Origin of the sequence: Acidovorax sp. LjRoot117 (assembly GCF_964252695.1) — a bacterium.
GTDB lineage: Bacteria > Pseudomonadota > Gammaproteobacteria > Burkholderiales > Burkholderiaceae_C > Acidovorax.
Genome location: NZ_CAXUPO020000002.1, coordinates 297,222 through 314,947, shown reverse-complemented (window position 1 = coordinate 314,947; position 17,726 = coordinate 297,222). Strand labels below are relative to the sequence as shown.

The following is a 17,726-nucleotide window of genomic DNA, read 5'->3' as shown; positions in this document are numbered from 1 at the left end:
AAAGCCCCCAGACCATGACCCATTCCTCCCTTCATGCGGCGCGCGCTGGTCGCGCAGGTCTCGCAATGGAGATGCGCACCGGTGCGCTCGCGATTGCGATTGCGGCACTGTGGTTGGCACTGTCCGGCACAGCGCGTGCTGCCGACACCCCTGTGTCGTCGCCCGCAGTGCCACCACGCCCCGCCGCCGCCGCGCCAGGCCATGCGCACGGCCACAAGGCGCCCGCCAAGCCCCGCGGGCAGCGGCTGCAGGCCATCTGCTCGGCCGCCGACCTGAACCATGATGGCAGCGTGTCGCTCGACGAGTTCCACCAGGACATCGTGCAGAGCTGGCACAGCCTCTCGCCCGACGCCACCGGCTACGTGCAGCTGGCAGACCTGGCCCAGGTGCCCCGCATGGGCAAAGGCCGCCTGAAGCGCCTGGCGGCCAGCGACAAGGACGGCGACGGCAGGCTGTCGTTCAAGGAAGTCGTCGAAACCCGCATGGCCTATTTCGAAGCTGCGGACAAAGACCAGAACGACGCGTTGTCGATCGAGGAATGCGTGGCCTACGAGCGCCAGCGGCGCGACGCGAAACCGTAGGCCACTGCGGCGGGCACGGCGGCCCGCCGGACAAACGTGCGACGCCCCGGGGGGTGACGGGCTGCGCGGGCCGAACCTGCCCCTGCCGGTGGACAGCGCGGGCCGCTACAGACTGATCGGCGGCTTGAATGCTGTGCGGGGTCGGGCCCGCCAGGAAAGCCGTGCGTGCAACCTGCTGATACGTTGCCACACAACGGCGCTGCTTCCATGCGCTGCGTGGCACGGATAATCGGCGGATTCCCAGCAGCGCCCTGCGGTGCTGTGCCCACCGGCACCCCATCCACATCGCCAGCAGATCCGCGGCAGGCCGCAAGGGCTTGGCCCCACATCGCGCCCACCGCCCACTGCCCATTGCGTCCACCCATGCCCCAGGCTTTTCGAAACACCTTTCTGACCTTGCGTGACCTGGTCGCCTCGGCAGGCCCGCTGGCCTTCCTGGCGGTGGGACTGTTGGTACTGGCGTACTGGTGGCTCAACCCCAACCCGCCCAAGACGGTCACCCTGGCCACCGGCCCTGCGCAAAGCGCGTACGAGGAATTCGGCAAGCGCTACCAGAAGGCGCTGGCGGCCGACGGCATCGAGGTCGTGCTGCTGCCCAGCGACGGTTCTTCGCACAACCTGCAGTTGCTGCGCGACGGCAAGGCGGACGTGGCGTTTGTGCAGGGCGGCACGGCCCAGTTGCTGCCCGACGATGCGGACCAGCTCGTGTCGCTGGGCAGCCTGTTCGTGGAACCCGTCTGGCTGTTCTACCGCACCGATGCCGCCGAGCGCGCCTACAACACGCCTCGGCTCGACAGCCTGCGCCAGTTGCGCGGCTGGCGGGTGAACGTAGGCTCGGACGGCAGTGGCGTGCCCAAGCTGATGGAGACGCTGCTGGAGGCCAACAAGGTCGAGCCGGGCACGGTGAAGATGACGCGGCTCGGGCAAACCCCCGCCACCGTGGACTTTTTGGCGGGCAGGCTGGACGCGCTGGTGTTTGCCTCGGCGCCTGAATCGCTGATGGTGCAGATGCTGCTGCAGACCCCGGGCGTGCAGCTGCTCGATTTTGCGCAGCACGAGGCCTATGCCCGCCGGTTTCCGTTTCTCACGCCCGTGACCCTGCCGCGTGGTGTGGTCGACCTGGCCACCAATGTGCCGACACGCGACGTGCGCCTGGTGGCATCCACCACTTCGCTGCTGGCCCGCGACGGCACGCACCCTGCGTTGCTCACGCTGTTCGCGCAGAACGCGCAGAAGCTGCACGGAGGTTCCGGCTGGTTCAACCGTGCGCGGGAGTTTCCCAACTCGCGCGCGAGCGAGCTGCCCATCGCCAAGGAAGGCGACCGCGCCATGAACGAGCCGGTCCCCATGCTGCAGCGCTATCTGCCGTTCTGGATCGCCAATCTGATCGACCGCATGTGGCTGGTGATGGGCATCTTGCTGGCCGTGATGCTGCCCCTGTCGCGCGTGGTGCCGCCGCTCTACCAGTTCCGCGTGCGGTCGCGCGTGTTCCGCTGGTACGGTCGGCTGCGCGAGATCGAGAACGACATGGAAGCCGGCCGGTCGGACCCTGCCGACCTGCTCACGGCCCTGGACGCCCTGGAGGCACAGGCCGAGAAAGTGAGCGTGCCTTTGTCCTATGCGGACGAGCTGTACGCACTGCGCAGCAACATCCACCTGATCCGCAAGAAACTGCTGCGGCTGCAGGCAGGCGGCCACCCTGCAACCTTGCCAGCATCGGGCGCGCCGGGCGAACCAAGGGAAGCAGGCGTATCGAAGGTGCAGGACGATGCGAAAGATTCCGCGGGTGCAGCATCCGCAGCGACCGGGCCAGCACCGCAGCATCCTTGAGCCTTCGGAGCTCTGGCCACCCCGGCGCTGAGCGCGCCAGCAGGGCCGGTAGTTCCCCCACCCCCGCGAGGGGGGTGCTCAGCGCCCCTTGGTGGCCGGCTTGCCGCCAGGCGACAGGGGCGCAGACTTGGACAGGGGTGCGGACCTGGACAACGGCGCCATTTTGGAGCTGGAGGGCGCGCGGGACGAGGACGACCGGCGGGGATCCCCGCCCGCGTCCGCCCCGGCGGCGTCCATGCTGCGAGCGCTAGCGGGCTTGGCGGCCGGCGCGGGGATCACCTTGAGGGAACCTTCCGCCGCCAGCTTGTCGCGCATGCGGCGTGTCATGGACTGCGTGCTGGCATCCGGCGCCGTGAACAGGAACAGCGTGCCGTGCGGGCTGGACCAGGTGAGCTGGGTGCGCACCACGCGGCCGTTGGTCACGAGTTCCACCCAGGCGCCGATCACAAAGTCGGCATACGGGTCAGGCAATGCGTCAACGGGCGCCTGTGCGCTGTCCTGCGGCGGCTCGGCCGCTTCGGGTGGCGCGGGTTCTTCCTGTGCAGCCGCGTCGACGGCAGGCGCGGCCTCGGGCACTGGTTCCGGTTCGGGCCTGGCGGCGGGGGCCGCAGGCGCCTTCTCGAACGCTTCCTGGTGCAAGCCGACCAGCCGCTGCAGCAGTGCGCTCGTCTGCACTGCCGGGTAGCCAATGGTCTTGAGGCCCTTGCGCAGCTTGGCCAAGAGGCCGGGGATGGAGTCGTTCAGGCGGTCCGGGTCTTGCCGGGTCAAGTCCGGTTGCGAGCTCCACAGCAGCACGGGCACCAGCGCCAGATAGCCACCCGGGTCGTCGTCCTCGGACTCGGCAGGCTTGAGCACCTGGGCCAGCGCCACCACGTCGGCCCACGGGCCCGCGGCGAAGTCGAGGATGTCGGCAGGCACGTTGCCCACGTCGGCCAGTTTGCGGATGTCGGCGGCGATCTTTTCGGCCAGCATCTCGCGCTGCTCTGCATGCAGCAGCGCTTTCTGTTGCGCCTCCTGGTGCGCCTTGAGTTTTTTCTCCTGCGTGTCCCAGGCCGACTGCAGGGCCTTCAGGACCGTGTCGAAAGGCCCGGCGTCCTTGATGTCGGACGTGGCCAGGTGATCGACCGCGCCCTTGACCAGGCGCATGAAGCTGCTGAAGCCCGGCGCCGTCTCGGCCGTGAAAGCCAGGCTACGCTGCGTCAACTCGTCGAGCAGGCGGCGGGCCGGGTGGCTGCTTTCCGTGAAGAAGCGGCCGTCATGCAGCACCAGTTGCTTGAGCGCGGGCTCCAGCGTCTGCACCGCTTTTTGTACTGGCGGGAGCAGGCGGGCGTCCTGGGCGATGTTGAACATCATGCGCCCCACGACTTCGGTCGCCACGGCGGTGGACTGGGCGGCCCCGTCCATGGGCATGGTGGCATACACCACGGGCGCCACGCCCGGCGGCAGGCGCCAGCCGGAGAGCGGCACGGGCAGCGACCCTGGCTGGCTCATGCTGACCGCTCCGGCGGCACCGCCGCCGGCAAGGCGGCCGACCAGGCGCTCCAGCTGCGCCATGTCCTCCATCGCCTCGGCCGCTGCGCCCGCAGGATAGTAGGCGGGGCCCGTGCCCGAGGGCACGCCGGCGCCATGGTGCACCGCGTTGGCGGGCATCGTGGGCTGCATCGGCATCGCCCCTGCGGGCACTGCGGCGACAGGCATCGCACCGTAGGCACGCGGATCGAACGGATCGCCCCCCGCCAGCATCTGGCGCAGGATGCCCACCGTCAACAAGGCTTCTTCGGCCGCAGGGACCATGCCGCCCTGCTGGGAGTCGCCGCTCCAGCCGGTGGACGGGCCCATGGTGCTGCGCCCGTAGCCACCGCTGGACGGGTCGCCCATCGGTGCATTCATGGACTGGCCGTAGCCAGAATAACCACTGCCGTACCCTGTGCCCGGACCGCCATAGCCGGTGCCGTACCCCGTCCCGGCATACCCCGGGCCGGCGCCGCCACCTGCTGCGCCCCGCCCAGCGCCTGCCGGCGTGCCGAGCACGGCGTAACCCACGGGCTGAACCCCGTGCTCGCGCAGGCTGGCGGCGGTGCGCCGGTATTCTTCGACCAAGAGCTTGCCCAGCAGATCGCGCATGTGCTGCATCCACAGCTGGCGCACCTCGGGCGACACCCCGGTGTCGCCCACGACCTGCTGCAGCGCGCGGATATAGCTTTCGGGCCGCAATGGGTTGCGTTCCGGTTGAACGCTGCGCAGTCCCTGCGCAGAGCTCACCAGGGTGTTGAGCTCGGCCAGCACGGCGTCGGTAGCGTGCAGGGCCGATTGCTGGGCCTTGGACAGCTCGACCTGCGCCTGCATCTCGTTCTCATCCATGAGCGAGAGCTCGCCGAAGTCCATGCCGGTATCTTCGGCGGTGCTGCGGCCTTTGCCGATGGACGGGCCCTCGGCAAAGGTCTCCAGCAGCGCCATGGAATAGCCCTTGACCAGGGCCGCTTCGTGCTGGTTCAGCAGGCGCAGACTGTCACTGACGAGGTTGCGCTGCTGGATGTTGCGGACGCTCGACTCTTCCTCGGTCAAGGCTCCCTGGGTCACCTTGACCAGCTGTTGCATCAACGCTTCGCCCCCGCGCACGGCGTTGACGACGCAGGCACGGAACACGGTTCTCGACTGAGACGCAGGCTGGGACATGGTGGGGAAGAATCGGGCGACAGGTTTCCAGATGCAATCCTACTTGACCTGAAAGCTTATTTCAGGCCTTGGAACCAGCTCCTGATGGCTTATTTCAGTGCTTTGTAGCGCATGCGCTTGGGTTTGGCGCCTTCTTCACCCAGTCGCTTCTTCTTGTCGGCTTCGTACTCCTGGTAATTGCCGTCAAAGAACGTCCACTGGCTGTCACCTTCGGCCGCCAGGATGTGGGTGGCAATCCGGTCGAGGAACCAGCGATCGTGGCTGATTACCAACATGGTGCCGGCGAACTCGAGCAGCGCATCTTCCAGCGCCCGCAGGGTTTCCACGTCCAGGTCGTTGGACGGCTCATCGAGCATGAGCACGTTGCCGCCCGCAATCAGGGTCTTGGCCAAGTGCAGTCGACCGCGTTCACCCCCGGACAGCATGCCCACCTTCTTTTGCTGGTCGCTGCCATTGAAGTTGAACCGGCCGCAGTAGGCGCGGCTGGCCATCTGGAACTTGCCGACGTTGAGGATGTCCAGGCCGCCCGAGACGTCTTCCCACACGGTCTTGTCGTTGGACAAATCGTCACGGTGCTGGTCCACGAAGGCCATCTTGACGGTGGAGCCGATGACGACTTCGCCCGAGTCGGGCTTTTCCTTGCCAGCGATCAGCTTGAACAGCGTGGACTTGCCCGCGCCGTTGGGTCCGATGATGCCGACGATGGCACCCGCAGGGATGTTGAAGCTCAGGTTGTCGATCAGCACGCGGTCGCCGAAGGACTTGGTGACGTTCTTGAACTCGATCACCTGGCTGCCCAGGCGGTCGGCCACGGGGATGAAGATTTCGTTGGTTTCGTTGCGCTTTTGGTATTCGAAGTCGCTCAGTTCTTCAAAGCGGGCCAGACGGGCCTTGCTCTTGGCCTGGCGGGCCTTGGGGTTCTGGCGCGACCATTCCAGTTCCTTCTTCAGGGCCTTGGCGCGGGCTTCTTCACCCTTTTGCTCGGCTTCCAGGCGGGCGCCCTTCTGGGTCAGCCAGTCGGAATAATTGCCCTTGTAGGGAATGCCGGAGCCACGGTCGAGCTCCAGAATCCACTCGGCGGCGTTGTCGAGGAAGTAGCGATCGTGGGTGATGGCCACCACGGTGCCGGAGTAGCGCTGCAGGAACTGTTCGAGCCAGTCGACCGATTCGGCGTCCAAGTGGTTGGTGGGTTCGTCGAGCAGCAGCATGTCGGGCTTGGACAGCAGCAGGCGGCACAGCGCCACGCGGCGCTTTTCACCACCGGAGAGAACGCCGATGTTGGCGTCCCATGGGGGCAGGCGCAGGGCGTCGGCCGCGATTTCCAGCTGGTGCTCGGAGTCCGTACCCGCCGTGGCGATGATGGCTTCCAGCTCTGCCTGCTCGGCGGCCAGCGCATCGAAGTCGGCATTTTCTTCGCCGTACGCGGTGTAGACCTCTTCGAGGCGCGCCTTGGCGGCGAACACCTTGCCCATGCCGGCTTCCACGCTTTCGCGCACGGTCTGGGTGGGGTCGAGCTGGGGCTCCTGGGGCAGGTAGCCGATGTTCAAGCCCGCCATCGGGATGGCTTCGCCCTCGATTTCCTTGTCCAGGCCCGCCATGATCTTGAGCAGCGTGGACTTGCCGGAGCCGTTGGTCCCGAGCACGCCGATCTTGGCGCCGGGGAAGAAGCTCAGGGAGATGTCTTTCAGGATTTGCCGCTTGGGCGGCACGATCTTGCCGACGCGGTTCATGGAGAAAACGTACTGCGCCATTACATGGACCTCCGCGAGCACAGCGAGTGAAGGCCGCCGACGGCAGACCGTAGTTTCGACAAAACGTATTGGGACATGGGGTGTCTAACCTGCAAAAGTGAGCAGAAATTCTGCGTGCAAACCGAGATTATCAGGCCATGCGACAATACGCTTCGTGACGGGCTCCAGTTGCCCGCTGCATCAGCACGCTGCTGGGGACGAAGGAAGCACCCAAACTTCCGGGCTCCCACTCATGAACCTCATCGGCTTGAGACTGGCTCGGCAACCTCCGGTTGCACGACAGGCCGATACCAGCGCCCCGGATGGGCGCATTCAACGACATGACATTTGACGAACTGAACCTGGCTCCTGCCATCCTGAAGGCCGTGCACGAAACGGGCTACGAAACCCCCACGCCCATTCAGGCCCAGGCCATCCCCGCCGTGCTCGCAGGCCACGACCTGCTGGCCGGCGCGCAGACCGGCACCGGCAAGACTGCTGCGTTCACCCTGCCCCTGCTGCACCGCCTCTCGCAAGGTGCTGCGCCCAAGAACAAGTTCGGCGGCAAGGGCATCCGCGCCCTGGTGCTGACGCCCACCCGCGAGCTCGCCGCCCAGGTGGAAGAGTCCGTGCGCGAATACGGCAAGTACCTCGACATCAACTCCACCGTCGTCTTCGGCGGCGTGGGCATGAACCCGCAGATCGACCGCATCAAGCGCGGCGTGGACATCCTGGTGGCCACACCCGGCCGCCTGCTGGACCTGCAGCAGCAGGGCTTCCTGGACCTGTCGACCGTGCAGGTGCTGGTGCTCGACGAAGCCGACCGCATGCTGGACATGGGATTCATCCACGACGTGAAGAAGGTGCTGGCGCTGGTGCCGCGCGACAAGCAGAGCCTGCTGTTCTCGGCCACCTTCAGCGACGAGATCCGGGACCTGGCCAACACCCTGCTCAAGAACCCCCAGAGCATTCAGGTCACCCCGAGCAACACCACGGTGCAGCGCATCACGCAGGTGATCCACCCCGTGGGCCGCGGCAAGAAAAAGCAGGTGCTGCTGCACATCATCCAGCAGCACAACTGGAGCCAGGTGCTGGTGTTCACCCGCACCAAGTTCGGCGCCAACAACGTGGCCGAGTTCCTGACCAAGAACGGCGTGAACGCCATGGCGCTGCACGGCAACAAGAGCCAGAGCGCCCGCACGCAGGCCCTGGCCGGCTTCAAGAGCGGCGACATCCGTGCCCTGGTGGCCACCGACATCGCGGCCCGCGGCATCGACATCGACGAGCTGCCGCACGTCGTGAACTACGAAATCCCGAACGTCTCGGAAGACTACGTCCACCGCATCGGCCGCACGGGCCGCGCCGGCAACAGCGGCGAAGCCGTCAGCCTGGTTTGCATGGACGAAGAAGGCTTCATGATGGACATCGAGCGCTTCACCAAGCAGCAGATTCCCGTGCAGGTCATCGAAGGCTTCGGCCCCGACGCCGGTGAAAAGGCCGAGCCCATCGCCATGGGCCGCCAGACCATCTGGGGCGGCGCAGGCAAGCCCCCGAGCCGTGACGTGATGCAGGCTGCCGCCAAGGCCGCCCGCAGCGAAATGATGGAACGCATCCGCACCAACAAGGCCGGCCAGGGTGCTGGCGGCGGTGGTGGTGGCGGCGGCGATCGCGGCCCCCGCCCTGCGGGTGGCGGCAACGGCGGCGGCCGTGGTGGCCGCGCTGGCGGCGGCGCAAGTGCTGGCGCCGGCGGTGGTGGCGGCAACAACGGCCCGCGTGGCGGCCGTGCCGGTGGTGGTGGCGGTGGCGGAGCACGCGCCGGCGGCCAGGCGCCTGCACGCGGCCGCTCCGGCGGTGGTGGTGGCGGCTACGGCGGTGGCGGTGCGCCCCGCTACGACGACTCGCAACCTCCCCGCCCTGACGCCCACCTGGGCACGCATTCGGGCCATAGCAACCCGGGGCATCGCGCTTCCGGCCATGGCGCGGGCGGCCAGCCCGACCCGATGCGCACCAGCGTGGACAGCATGGGCGGCGGCCGCCGTGGCGGCGGTTATCGTGGTGGCAACGGTGGAGGAGGCGGCTATGGCGGAGGCGCGGGTGGCGGTGGTGGCCGGGGCAACGGGCCTCGTGGGCCAGGCGGTCCTCGCGGATCTTTTAACCGCTGATCCATCCCGTTCAGCGAACGCGGCAGCACCGGCACCCCCTGCGGTGCATGTGCTGCATGCCCAGGGCCGGCGCGCGCCAGCACTGAGCCACCCACGGCTGCACCTGCACGCCGTGGACTTTGCGGCCCTGCCCGCCCTGCCGCCCGTGGATGATGTCTACATCACGCTGGGCACCACCATCGCCGCGGCAGGCAGCCAGAGCGCCTTTCGGGCGGTCGACCACGACGCCGTGCTGGCCACGGCCCGCGCCGCGCGCGCGGCCGGCGCCACACGCTGCGGCGTGGTCACGGCCATGGGTGCCAACCCGCATTCGCGCATCTTCTACAACCGGGTCAAGGGCGAGGTCGAACGCGACCTGCAGGCCCTGGGTTTCGAGACCCTGGTGATCGCGCGCCCCTCCCTGCTCATCGGCGAGCGGACGGCTCTGCAGCAGGCGCCGCGCCGTGCGGAATCGTTGTCCATCACGCTGTTTCGCTGGCTCGACCCCGTCCTGCCGGCGCGCTACCGTGCCCGCCCGGGCGCGGATGTGGCCCACGCGCTGGTGCATGCCGTACAGTCACTCCCAGCCGGCCTGCATGTGCTCTCTGGCCACGCGCTGCAACCCATGGGCTGAGCCGCTCCGGCTTTGTGCGGGGTGCACGCATCCTTTGCCCCATCCCGCTCACCGCCATGCGCCCCAACGACATTCCAGTTCCGCTGGCCACCCTGATGGTGGCCACCTGCAACGTGCTGAACCTGGCCAACCCCGGGCGCATGTTCTATGACAACCAGGACCCGTATACCCAGGCCGAGTTCGACCGCAAGCTCACCTGGCTCGGAGACCGGTTTCGCACCCTCAACGCCGATGTGCTGGCAGTGCAGGAGGTCTGGGACGATGCGGCCTTGAAGGGCGCTATAGGCCGCAGCGGCCTGCGCTATGACTTCGTGGCGGTGCCCGGTGCCGAGAACAACGGGGCAGTCCATGGCGGTGGCGCCCAGGGCACGCCGCGCGTAGGCATCGCCACGCGGCTGAAGGTGGACGCCCTGCAGTCGTTCGCAGAGTTTCCGCCAGGTTTCGAGGTCGATGTGCCTGGCTTGGGCCGGCACTTGCGCTTCGAGCGCCCTCCGCTGGTCGTCACCTTGCACATGAAGCATGGACAGACGCTCAACGTGCTCACCGCCCACCTCAAGTCGAAGCGGCCCAAGTTCCTGCAGGATGCGCAAGGCCACCCGCTGGAGGACCGCAGCGACCCCAAGGTGATGGCCCTGGCTTCGCTGCGCTCGCTGATCATGCGCGGGGCCGAGGCCATGGCGCTGCGCTGCCTGGTGATCGACCTGCTGCACCGCACCAGCGTGCCCCTGGTGGTGCTGGGCGACTTCAACGACACGCCCGACAGCGTCACCACGCAACTGATCTGCGCCACCAACGAGATCGCCTACGACCGCGGCGCGCGGGACGTGGCCCTGTTCAATGCCTATGAACTGCAAGGAGACGCCGCGCTCAAGAAAGATGTCGCGTACTCGCACATCCACCAGGGCTCGCCCAGCGTGCTGGACCAGATCCTGGTCAGCGAGGAGTTCCTGCACAACGGCCGCAACAGCATCGGCGACGTGCGCCGGGTCGACTACTTCAACGACCATCTGCACGAAGGGCGTGACCGCTCCCGGTCCGACCACGGCTTTGTGCGGGCCCTGTTGCGCCTGAGGATGCAGGCAGACGCACGACAAGACACAGCGGCGGCCGGCGGCGTACCGCCGGACAGGCCCCAGCCGCACTCTCCCGCGCCCCAGGCCACCACAGCGGCATCCTCTGCCGCGGCACCCGGGCCATCCATGCCGCCCCCTCCTTTCGATCCCGTGACGAAGCCATAGGGCGGCCGGGCACGGCCGAGCTGTCAACCACAGGTTTGCAACGGGATGTACGCTGACACCGGAGCGGGCAGGTGCGCAGGTAACATCGCCGTAACAAAGCCGCCCTGCGGCCCCACTGGCAAAACCACCATGACCATGCATACCTTCTTCCGGCGCACGCGCGGCGCGGAGCCCCAACCCTTCTCCGCCTGGTCGCCGCAGACGCCCTGGAAGATCTCTGCCGTTCTGGCGGCGGTGCTGCTGACGGCATGCTCCAGCACGCCGCTGCCGCCCTGGCCTTCCACACCCACAGCGCGGCCCAATGCGCCAGCCCCGCTGCCCAGCCGTGCCCAGAAAGGCACGGTGGTGCCTGCACCGCTGGGTCAGGCAACGGCGCCCCGGCCAACGCAGCCCCTCGGCCCAAGCCAGGGCGTGGTGGCGAGCCCGCTGCCGCCGCCCGCTCCGCTGGTGGTGCAGAACGACGGCCCGATGTCGCCACCTTACGGCGCGGCGGTGGCGGCCCAGTTCCCCGACCCCGCGGTGGCCTACGCTACGCCGGGGCTTGCCGCAGACCGCAGGGCTTTCACTACGAACGCAGAGCTGGCGCAGTGGCTGCAGTCGCTGGACGACCCGGCGCAGCGCGGTGCCACCCGCACCCGGTTGCTCAACCTGGGCATGTCGCAGCGCGGCGAACCCATCCTGGGCCTGCTGGCCACACGCGCCCCGGGCACGTCCCCTGCTCAGCTGGACAACAGCGGCCGCCCCACGGTCGTTCTGATCGGCCAACAGCACGGCGATGAACCCGCAGGGGCCGAAGCCTTGCTCGTCATCAGCCGCGAGCTGACCCAGGGGTTGCTGGAGCCTTTGCTCGACCGCATCAACGTGGTGATTGTTCCCCGCGCCAACCCTGACGGAGCCGCGGCGGGCACACGGGTCACGGCCAACGGCGTGGACATGAACCGCGACCACCTGCTGCTGAACACCCCCGAGGCACGTGCCCTGGCCGGCGTGGTGAATGAGTACCGCCCCATCCTGGTGGTGGACGCGCACGAATACACCGTGGCGGGCCGCTATCTGCAGAAGTTCAATGCCATCCAGCGCTACGACACGCTGCTGCAGTACACCACCACGGCCAACTACCCTGAGTTCCTCACCAAGGCATCGCAGGAGTGGTACCACCAGCCCATGGTGGCCGCACTCAAGGCCCAGGGCCTGACCAGCGACTGGTACTACACCACCTCCAACAACCCCGACGACAAGCGCATCTCCATGGGGGGCACGCAACCCGACACCGGCCGCAATGTGAACGGACTGAAGAACGCGGTGAGCCTGTTGATCGAAACGCGCGGCGTGGGCATCGGCCGCATGCACATCCAGCGCCGGGTGCATTCGCAGGTCACCGCCATCGGCAGCGCGTTGCGCAGCACCGCCGAGCGTGCCGCCAACCTGGAGCAGGTGCGTTCCTTCGTGGCGCGCGACATCAGCGCGCAGGCCTGCCGTGATCAGGTTGTGATCGAGGCTGCAGCCACCCCCACCCAGCGCGAGCTGGAGTTTCTGGACCCCGACACCGGGGCGGTGCGCCCCATCCGCGTCGAGTGGAACTCCTCGCTCACGCTGCGTCCCACCAAGACCCGCGCCCGGCCTTGCGGCTATTGGCTGTCGGCCAGCTCCACCGCCGCCGTGGAGCGCCTGAAACTGCTGGGACTGCAGGTGATGCGCGTGGCCGAACCTGGCTCTGCCCTCGCCGACACCTACCGCGAAACCTCGCGCGAGTCCGGCGACCGGCAGGATGTGATCGGCACCATCGCCGGAGGCACCGGCATCGTGCGCGTGCAGGTGGCGCCTATGCGCAGCGCGATCGACGTGCCTGCCGGCAGCTTCTACATCCCGCTGAACCAGCCACGCGCCAACCTGGCGGTGGCGGCGCTGGAGCCGGACACGCAGAACAGCTACTTTGCCAACCGCGTGATCGACGACCTGGGCCAGACCGCGCGCATCATGAGCAACCCGTCGCTGGTGTTTGAAGAAACGGATTGAGGCGACAGCCGCTGCCTCATGCTCATGCTCGGGCTCGGGCTCAGGCTGTGCAGATGGGCTGGGCCTCATACGGTCTTGAGCGTGTGACGACGGGCAGTTTGGCAGGCCGCGCCCAGCTCGTTGTTGTGCCTGGGTGTCGACTCTGCACGCACCAGTGCCCCCAGCCTGCTGCAGCGGGCCAGTCGCAGCAGACCCACACCCAATCGCTATTTCTCCACTCAGCTATCTATTCGATAGCATAAAACAGCCACCCATCCAGCGGTAGCACGGCTTTTGGCAGATATTCAGATACGGCTGTGCAGCGCCGCGGGAGCCGTCGCCCGGGCGCGGCGTGTCTCTGTACGCTCCACGACGTAGCGCGACATGGCCTGGGCCAGCGCCTCGTCGGCCAGGAACACCGCACTGTCGCACTCCTGCGTGAGCCGGCGGGCCTCGTCGCTGTTGTGGCTGCGCACCACGGCTTCGATGTGGGGGTTGAGCATGCGCGCCGTGCCGATGATCTGTCGCACGTTCAAGGTGTCGGGCGTGGCGATCACCAGCATCGCCGCGCGTGCAATGTGTGCCTGGATGAGCACGGCCGGGTCCACCGCATCGCCAAACACGGCCGCCACGCCGGACTCCCGCAGCGACTCCACCAGTTCGCGGTTCTGCTCCGCCACCACGTAGGGAATGTCGTTGGCCGCCAGGGCCGCCGCCACCCGGCGCCCGACCCGGCCGTAGCCCACCAGCACCACCTGCCGCGCCAGATAGCGCGAATCGGTGGTCATGGGCAACTCGGCCAGCGGGTCGTCCCGCTGCTCCAGCCGCCGCGCCAGTGCCGAGCGCGCCCGCAGCCAGTCCTGCAGCGGCGCAATCGCGCGAAAGAGCATCGGGTTCAGCGCCATCGAGATCAAGGCGCCCGCCAGCACCAGGCTGGCACCTTCGGCCGGCAACAGGCCCAGTGACGAACCCAGCGCGACCAGGATGAACGAAAACTCGCCGATCTGCGCCAGGCTGGCAGACACCGTCAGCGCCGTATTGAGCGGGTAGCGGAAGGCCAGCACCAGGGCTGCCGCCGCCAGCGTCTTGCCCAGCATGATGATGGCCACCACGGCCAGCACCTGCACCGGCCGGTCCCACAACACCGAGGGGTTGAACAGCATGCCCACGGACACGAAGAACAGCACGGCGAAAGCGTCGCGCAGCGGCAATGACTCTTCGGCGGCGCGGTGGCTGAATTCCGACTCGCGCATCACCATGCCCGCAAAGAACGCCCCCAGCGCGAACGACACGCCAAACAGCGCCGCAGAGCCAAACGCGATGCTGACCGCAGCCGCCACGACGCACAGCGTGAACAGCTCGCGCGACCCGGTGCGGGCCACCTGCCAGAGCACCCACGGAAACAGGCGGCGCCCGACCAGCAGCATCAGCGCCACAAAGCCGCCCACCTGCAACAAGGTCCATCCCAGGGTCTTCCACAGCGCAGCGCCATCGACGGCCTGGCCCTGGGCGCCATTGCCCCCCAGAGAACCGGCCAACGGCGGCAAAAGCACCAGCACCAGCACCATGGCCAAGTCTTCGACCACCAGCCAGCCCACCGCGATGCGCCCGGTGTGGCTGTCGAGAATTCCCAAGGTCTCCAGCGCGCGCAGCAGCACCACCGTGCTCGCCACCGACAGCGCCAGGCCGAACACCAAGGCCCCGCCCCAGCTCCAGCCCCACCACACGGCCAGCGCCATGCCCAGCGCTGTGGCCACCATCATCTGCACCACCGCCCCGGGCACAGCGATACGGCGCACCGCCAGCAGGTCGCCGAAAGAGAAATGCAGGCCCACGCCGAACATCAGCAGCATCACGCCGATTTCGGCCAACTGGCTGGCCATGGCCATGTCCGCCACGAAACCGGGTGTGTACGGCCCGATCACCACACCGGCCAGCAAGTAACCCACCAGCGCAGGCAGCTTGAGCCGCGCGGCCACGAACCCCAACGCCAGCGCCAGCCCGAGCGCCGCGGCAATGGTGCTGATGAGATTGACGCTGTGTGGCATGGGCAGAGGTGGAGTAGGAAACGGGCAGGCGCGCGGCACGATCGCCACTCCGTTATACCCGCATCCGCGATCAACTTGCGATTACAACCCGCAAATGCCGCCCGGCGGCCAGAACATGCCCCGCCGCCGCAGGTATGATCCAGGGTTCGCGCAGCGGCATGCGGCCAGGGCAATCTCAATGTATGACCCGCACCATGCCAGCGCTTCGGCCTTTGCGGCCGACACCCATCCATCTGCCCGTAGCTCAACCGGATAGAGCAATTGCCTTCTAAGCAATAGGTCGGGGGTTCGAGTCCCTCCGGGCAGGCCACTCATTTCATTGGCCGTCATCCTTTCGTCGTCGCCTCACCCATGGGAGTGACTGCGGCTGCGCAACCATCCGCGCACATTGGCGAGACTGCGCCAATCACTCAGGCCGCGGTGTCGGGCGCACGCAAAGCTTCATGCGTTGGCAGCCCCTGGTGCTGCGGCAGAACCCGCGCCGTTGCAGTGCAGCGCGGCCACCTGCCGTGACCCGGCCAGCTGGCGCCGGCGTCGCCAGATCAAGCCAGGCATTCAGCGACGCCATGCAAGAGTCGGGAAAACATTGCCAGAGGAGCCCCAAAGACAAAAGCCGCTGCAACCTTGAAAGTTGCAGCGGCTTTGCTGATTTGGGGTGGCTGATGGGGCTCGAACCGGAAATGGGGGGTGTCAGGGGGGTTTCCGGGGTCCTTTTCAACCGTCAGCACCAAGAGCGTGCCCCTTGGCTCCCCCCTACTGCCCCGTCGCCGCCCCCCAAAATGCCCCCTGGCTTCACACTGTGCTTCCTGGGCACACCGCGACTCAAATCCATAGCCCAAACGCGCTGCCGATGGATATGCCCCATCGCCCTCAGGCGGATGACAAGTCTCTCATGCGATCGAAATGTCGTTCTGAAGCACCTCCATCGCACTCAACGCAGCTCTTCATGCGCATAATGTTGCCCTAGCTGATCAACTAGATCAACTTGCAGATAACTTGAAATGAAAAATGATCGACTAGTTGATCATTTCTCTGGCTTATTGTTTTTCGATGAGGCGACGCATGATCCGGATCCACCTCTCAAGATTGCTTGGTGAGAACAAAGAAAAATTGGCTGACCTTATACGGGCAACCGGATTGGCGCGTAACACTGTCTCGGGGCTGTACCACGAGACCACATCGCGGCTGGACATCGAAACCCTCAACACGATTTGCAAACACTACCAATGCAGCGTGGCAGAACTGTTGGAGTACGTTCCCGATGAGGGAGAACCTGCAGTAGACGTCGCCTGAATGCCCGCAATCAGCGCGAGACAAATATGAAGAAAATTGCCTGTGTAGATCTATTTTGTGGAGCAGGAGGACTCACTCACGGCTTCGTGCTGGAGGGCCTACCTGTCGTGGCAGGACTCGATGTGGATCCAGCCTGCCGCTATCCCTATGTCACCAACAACCACGCACAGTTTCTTGAACGTGACATCAGCAAAGTCACGACCGAAGAGCTGAAGAATCTGTTCGGTGACGCCGAACTGACAGTGCTGGCGGGCTGCGCACCGTGCCAACCATTTTCGACCTACGCGCAGCGTTATGAGGTCGATGGGAAAGACGGCAAATGGGGCTTGTTGTATGAATTCGCGCGTCTCGCGCAAGGCGCATCTCCGGACATCATCACGATGGAGAACGTCCCTACAGTCGCCAAGCACGAAGTGTTTCATGACTTCGTAGATACCCTGAAGCGGCTTGGATACACCGTGTGGTTTGACGTGGTGGATAGCTCGAAATACGGTGTGCCGCAGATGCGGCGGCGGATGGTCCTTTTCGCTTCGAAGCATGGTGAGATCAAGATGATCTCACCGACGCATGAACGGCCCAAAACCGTTCGGCAGGCCATCGGCCGCTTGAGAGCCCTTGGTGCCGGCGAAATGGCACCAAGAGACCGTCTTCATGCATCGTCGTCTCTATCACCCAAGAACCTCCAGCGCATTAGGGCATCAAGGCCTGGTGGAACGTGGCGAGATTGGCCACAGCACTTGGTGAGCGAGTGCCATAAGGCAGAGAGTGGACGTACCTATCCTGGGGTATACGGACGGATGACGTGGGACCAGCCTGCGCCCACCATGACCACTCAGTGCTATGGATTCGGCAATGGCCGATTCGGGCACCCGGATCAAGACCGCGCCATCTCTCTGCGCGAAGCGGCGATTCTGCAAAGCTTTCCCCGAAAATATGCGTTCGTCCCGCCGGGTGGCGAGGTCAGTTTCACCGCACTTGGGAGACTGATCGGAAATGCAGTCCCTGTCGATCTCGGGCGGGCGATCGCGCGCAGCATCAACGGTCACATCGCATCGGTCTCGACCTGATCGCCCTCTGACTGCGCAACATCAATGGAACGCGCTCCACCCTCGTCGCTTGAGACTAGCCGTCGCATGGCCAAGGTCAAGCAAAAGGATACCGCGGCAGAGATAACTTTGCGCCGGGAACTCTTTCGAAATGGCATGCGTTACCGCGTCAACTTCGTGGTGCTCGAGAAGCCAAGGCGCGTGGCCGACATCGCACTCCCTGGATTACGCATCGCAGTTTTCGTCGATGGGTGCTTCTGGCACGGTTGTCCGCAACATGCAACTTGGCCGAAGCAGAACGCGGAGTTTTGGCGGCAGAAGATAGAGGCGAACCGGCTCAGGGATGCGGATACCAATTCAAGGCTGCTTGAACTGGGATGGACGGTACTGCGATTCTGGGAGCATGAGTCTCCAGTTGCAGCTGCAGCTGCAGTCGCACAGACGGTTAACGCCGCAAAAGCAAGGCGCTGCGAATCGCCGGTTAGTGCTCACAAGAAAAAATAACAGAAAGATT

12 protein-coding genes and 1 tRNA gene are annotated in these 17,726 nt (G+C 66.1%); 10 read left to right on the top strand and 3 right to left on the bottom strand.

Annotated elements, in window-relative coordinates; translation table 11 throughout:
- Positions 1-14 precede the first annotated feature (14 nt).
- Both ACSQ3D_RS06795 and ACSQ3D_RS06790 read left to right on the top strand, forming a co-directional pair.
- Positions 15-581 carry an EF-hand domain-containing protein gene (locus ACSQ3D_RS06795; RefSeq protein ID WP_436126346.1) on the top strand — a complete coding sequence of 189 codons (567 nt, stop codon included), beginning with the start codon at positions 15-17 and terminating at the stop codon, positions 579-581.
- Between the two features lie 363 nt (positions 582-944).
- A complete protein-coding gene (locus tag ACSQ3D_RS06790) occupies positions 945-2,411 on the top strand; it encodes a TAXI family TRAP transporter solute-binding subunit (RefSeq protein ID WP_436126345.1) in 1,467 nt (488 codons plus the stop codon).
- A gap of 78 nt (positions 2,412-2,489) precedes the next feature.
- Here ACSQ3D_RS06790 and ACSQ3D_RS06785 read toward each other — a convergent pair whose 3' ends face one another.
- Both ACSQ3D_RS06785 and ettA read right to left on the bottom strand, forming a co-directional pair.
- Positions 2,490-5,087, bottom strand: a complete 2,598-nt coding sequence (locus tag ACSQ3D_RS06785; protein ID WP_436126344.1) for a DUF1631 family protein — start codon at positions 5,085-5,087, stop codon at positions 2,490-2,492.
- A gap of 89 nt (positions 5,088-5,176) precedes the next feature.
- Positions 5,177-6,838 (bottom strand): energy-dependent translational throttle protein EttA, encoded by a 1,662-nt coding sequence (gene ettA / locus ACSQ3D_RS06780; RefSeq protein ID WP_056421172.1) that lies wholly within the window; start codon positions 6,836-6,838, stop codon positions 5,177-5,179.
- A 320-nt stretch (positions 6,839-7,158) separates the two neighbouring features.
- Between ettA and ACSQ3D_RS06775 the strand changes: the two genes are divergently transcribed.
- The 4 genes from ACSQ3D_RS06775 (at position 7,159) to ACSQ3D_RS06760 (ending at position 12,846) form a co-directional block, all read left to right on the top strand.
- On the top strand, positions 7,159-8,979 hold the full coding sequence (locus ACSQ3D_RS06775; protein WP_436126343.1) for a DEAD/DEAH box helicase: 1,821 nt from the start codon (positions 7,159-7,161) through the stop codon (positions 8,977-8,979).
- Entirely contained in the window at positions 8,897-9,592 is a 696-nt protein-coding gene (locus tag ACSQ3D_RS06770) for a nucleoside-diphosphate sugar epimerase (protein ID WP_436126342.1), read from the top strand. The genes ACSQ3D_RS06775 and ACSQ3D_RS06770 overlap by 83 nt, the downstream gene beginning before the upstream one ends.
- Before the next feature lie 56 nt (positions 9,593-9,648).
- Positions 9,649-10,830: an endonuclease/exonuclease/phosphatase family protein gene (locus ACSQ3D_RS06765; RefSeq protein WP_436126341.1), complete on the top strand. Its 1,182-nt coding sequence runs from the start codon at positions 9,649-9,651 to the stop codon at positions 10,828-10,830.
- A 129-nt stretch (positions 10,831-10,959) separates the two neighbouring features.
- On the top strand, positions 10,960-12,846 hold the full coding sequence (locus ACSQ3D_RS06760; protein ID WP_436126340.1) for a M14 family zinc carboxypeptidase: 1,887 nt from the start codon (positions 10,960-10,962) through the stop codon (positions 12,844-12,846).
- A gap of 284 nt (positions 12,847-13,130) precedes the next feature.
- Here ACSQ3D_RS06760 and ybaL read toward each other — a convergent pair whose 3' ends face one another.
- On the bottom strand, positions 13,131-14,873 hold the full coding sequence (gene ybaL, locus ACSQ3D_RS06755; RefSeq protein ID WP_436126339.1) for a YbaL family putative K(+) efflux transporter: 1,743 nt from the start codon (positions 14,871-14,873) through the stop codon (positions 13,131-13,133).
- A 233-nt stretch (positions 14,874-15,106) separates the two neighbouring features.
- Between ybaL and ACSQ3D_RS06750 the strand changes: the two genes are divergently transcribed.
- The 4 genes from ACSQ3D_RS06750 to ACSQ3D_RS06735 all read left to right on the top strand — a co-directional run bounded on the left by ACSQ3D_RS06750 (position 15,107) and on the right by ACSQ3D_RS06735 (position 17,716).
- Positions 15,107-15,183 (top strand) — tRNA-Arg (locus ACSQ3D_RS06750).
- 752 nt (positions 15,184-15,935) lie between these two features.
- Positions 15,936-16,166: a helix-turn-helix domain-containing protein gene (locus tag ACSQ3D_RS06745; RefSeq protein WP_436126338.1), complete on the top strand. Its 231-nt coding sequence runs from the start codon at positions 15,936-15,938 to the stop codon at positions 16,164-16,166.
- Positions 16,167-16,192: 26 nt separating this feature from the next.
- Complete coding sequence (locus tag ACSQ3D_RS06740; RefSeq protein WP_436126337.1) at positions 16,193-17,233, top strand: DNA cytosine methyltransferase; 1,041 nt, start codon at positions 16,193-16,195, stop codon at positions 17,231-17,233.
- Between the two features lie 24 nt (positions 17,234-17,257).
- Positions 17,258-17,716, top strand: a complete 459-nt coding sequence (locus tag ACSQ3D_RS06735; RefSeq protein ID WP_436126336.1) for a very short patch repair endonuclease — start codon at positions 17,258-17,260, stop codon at positions 17,714-17,716.
- The last annotated feature ends 10 nt before the right edge of the window (positions 17,717-17,726 follow it).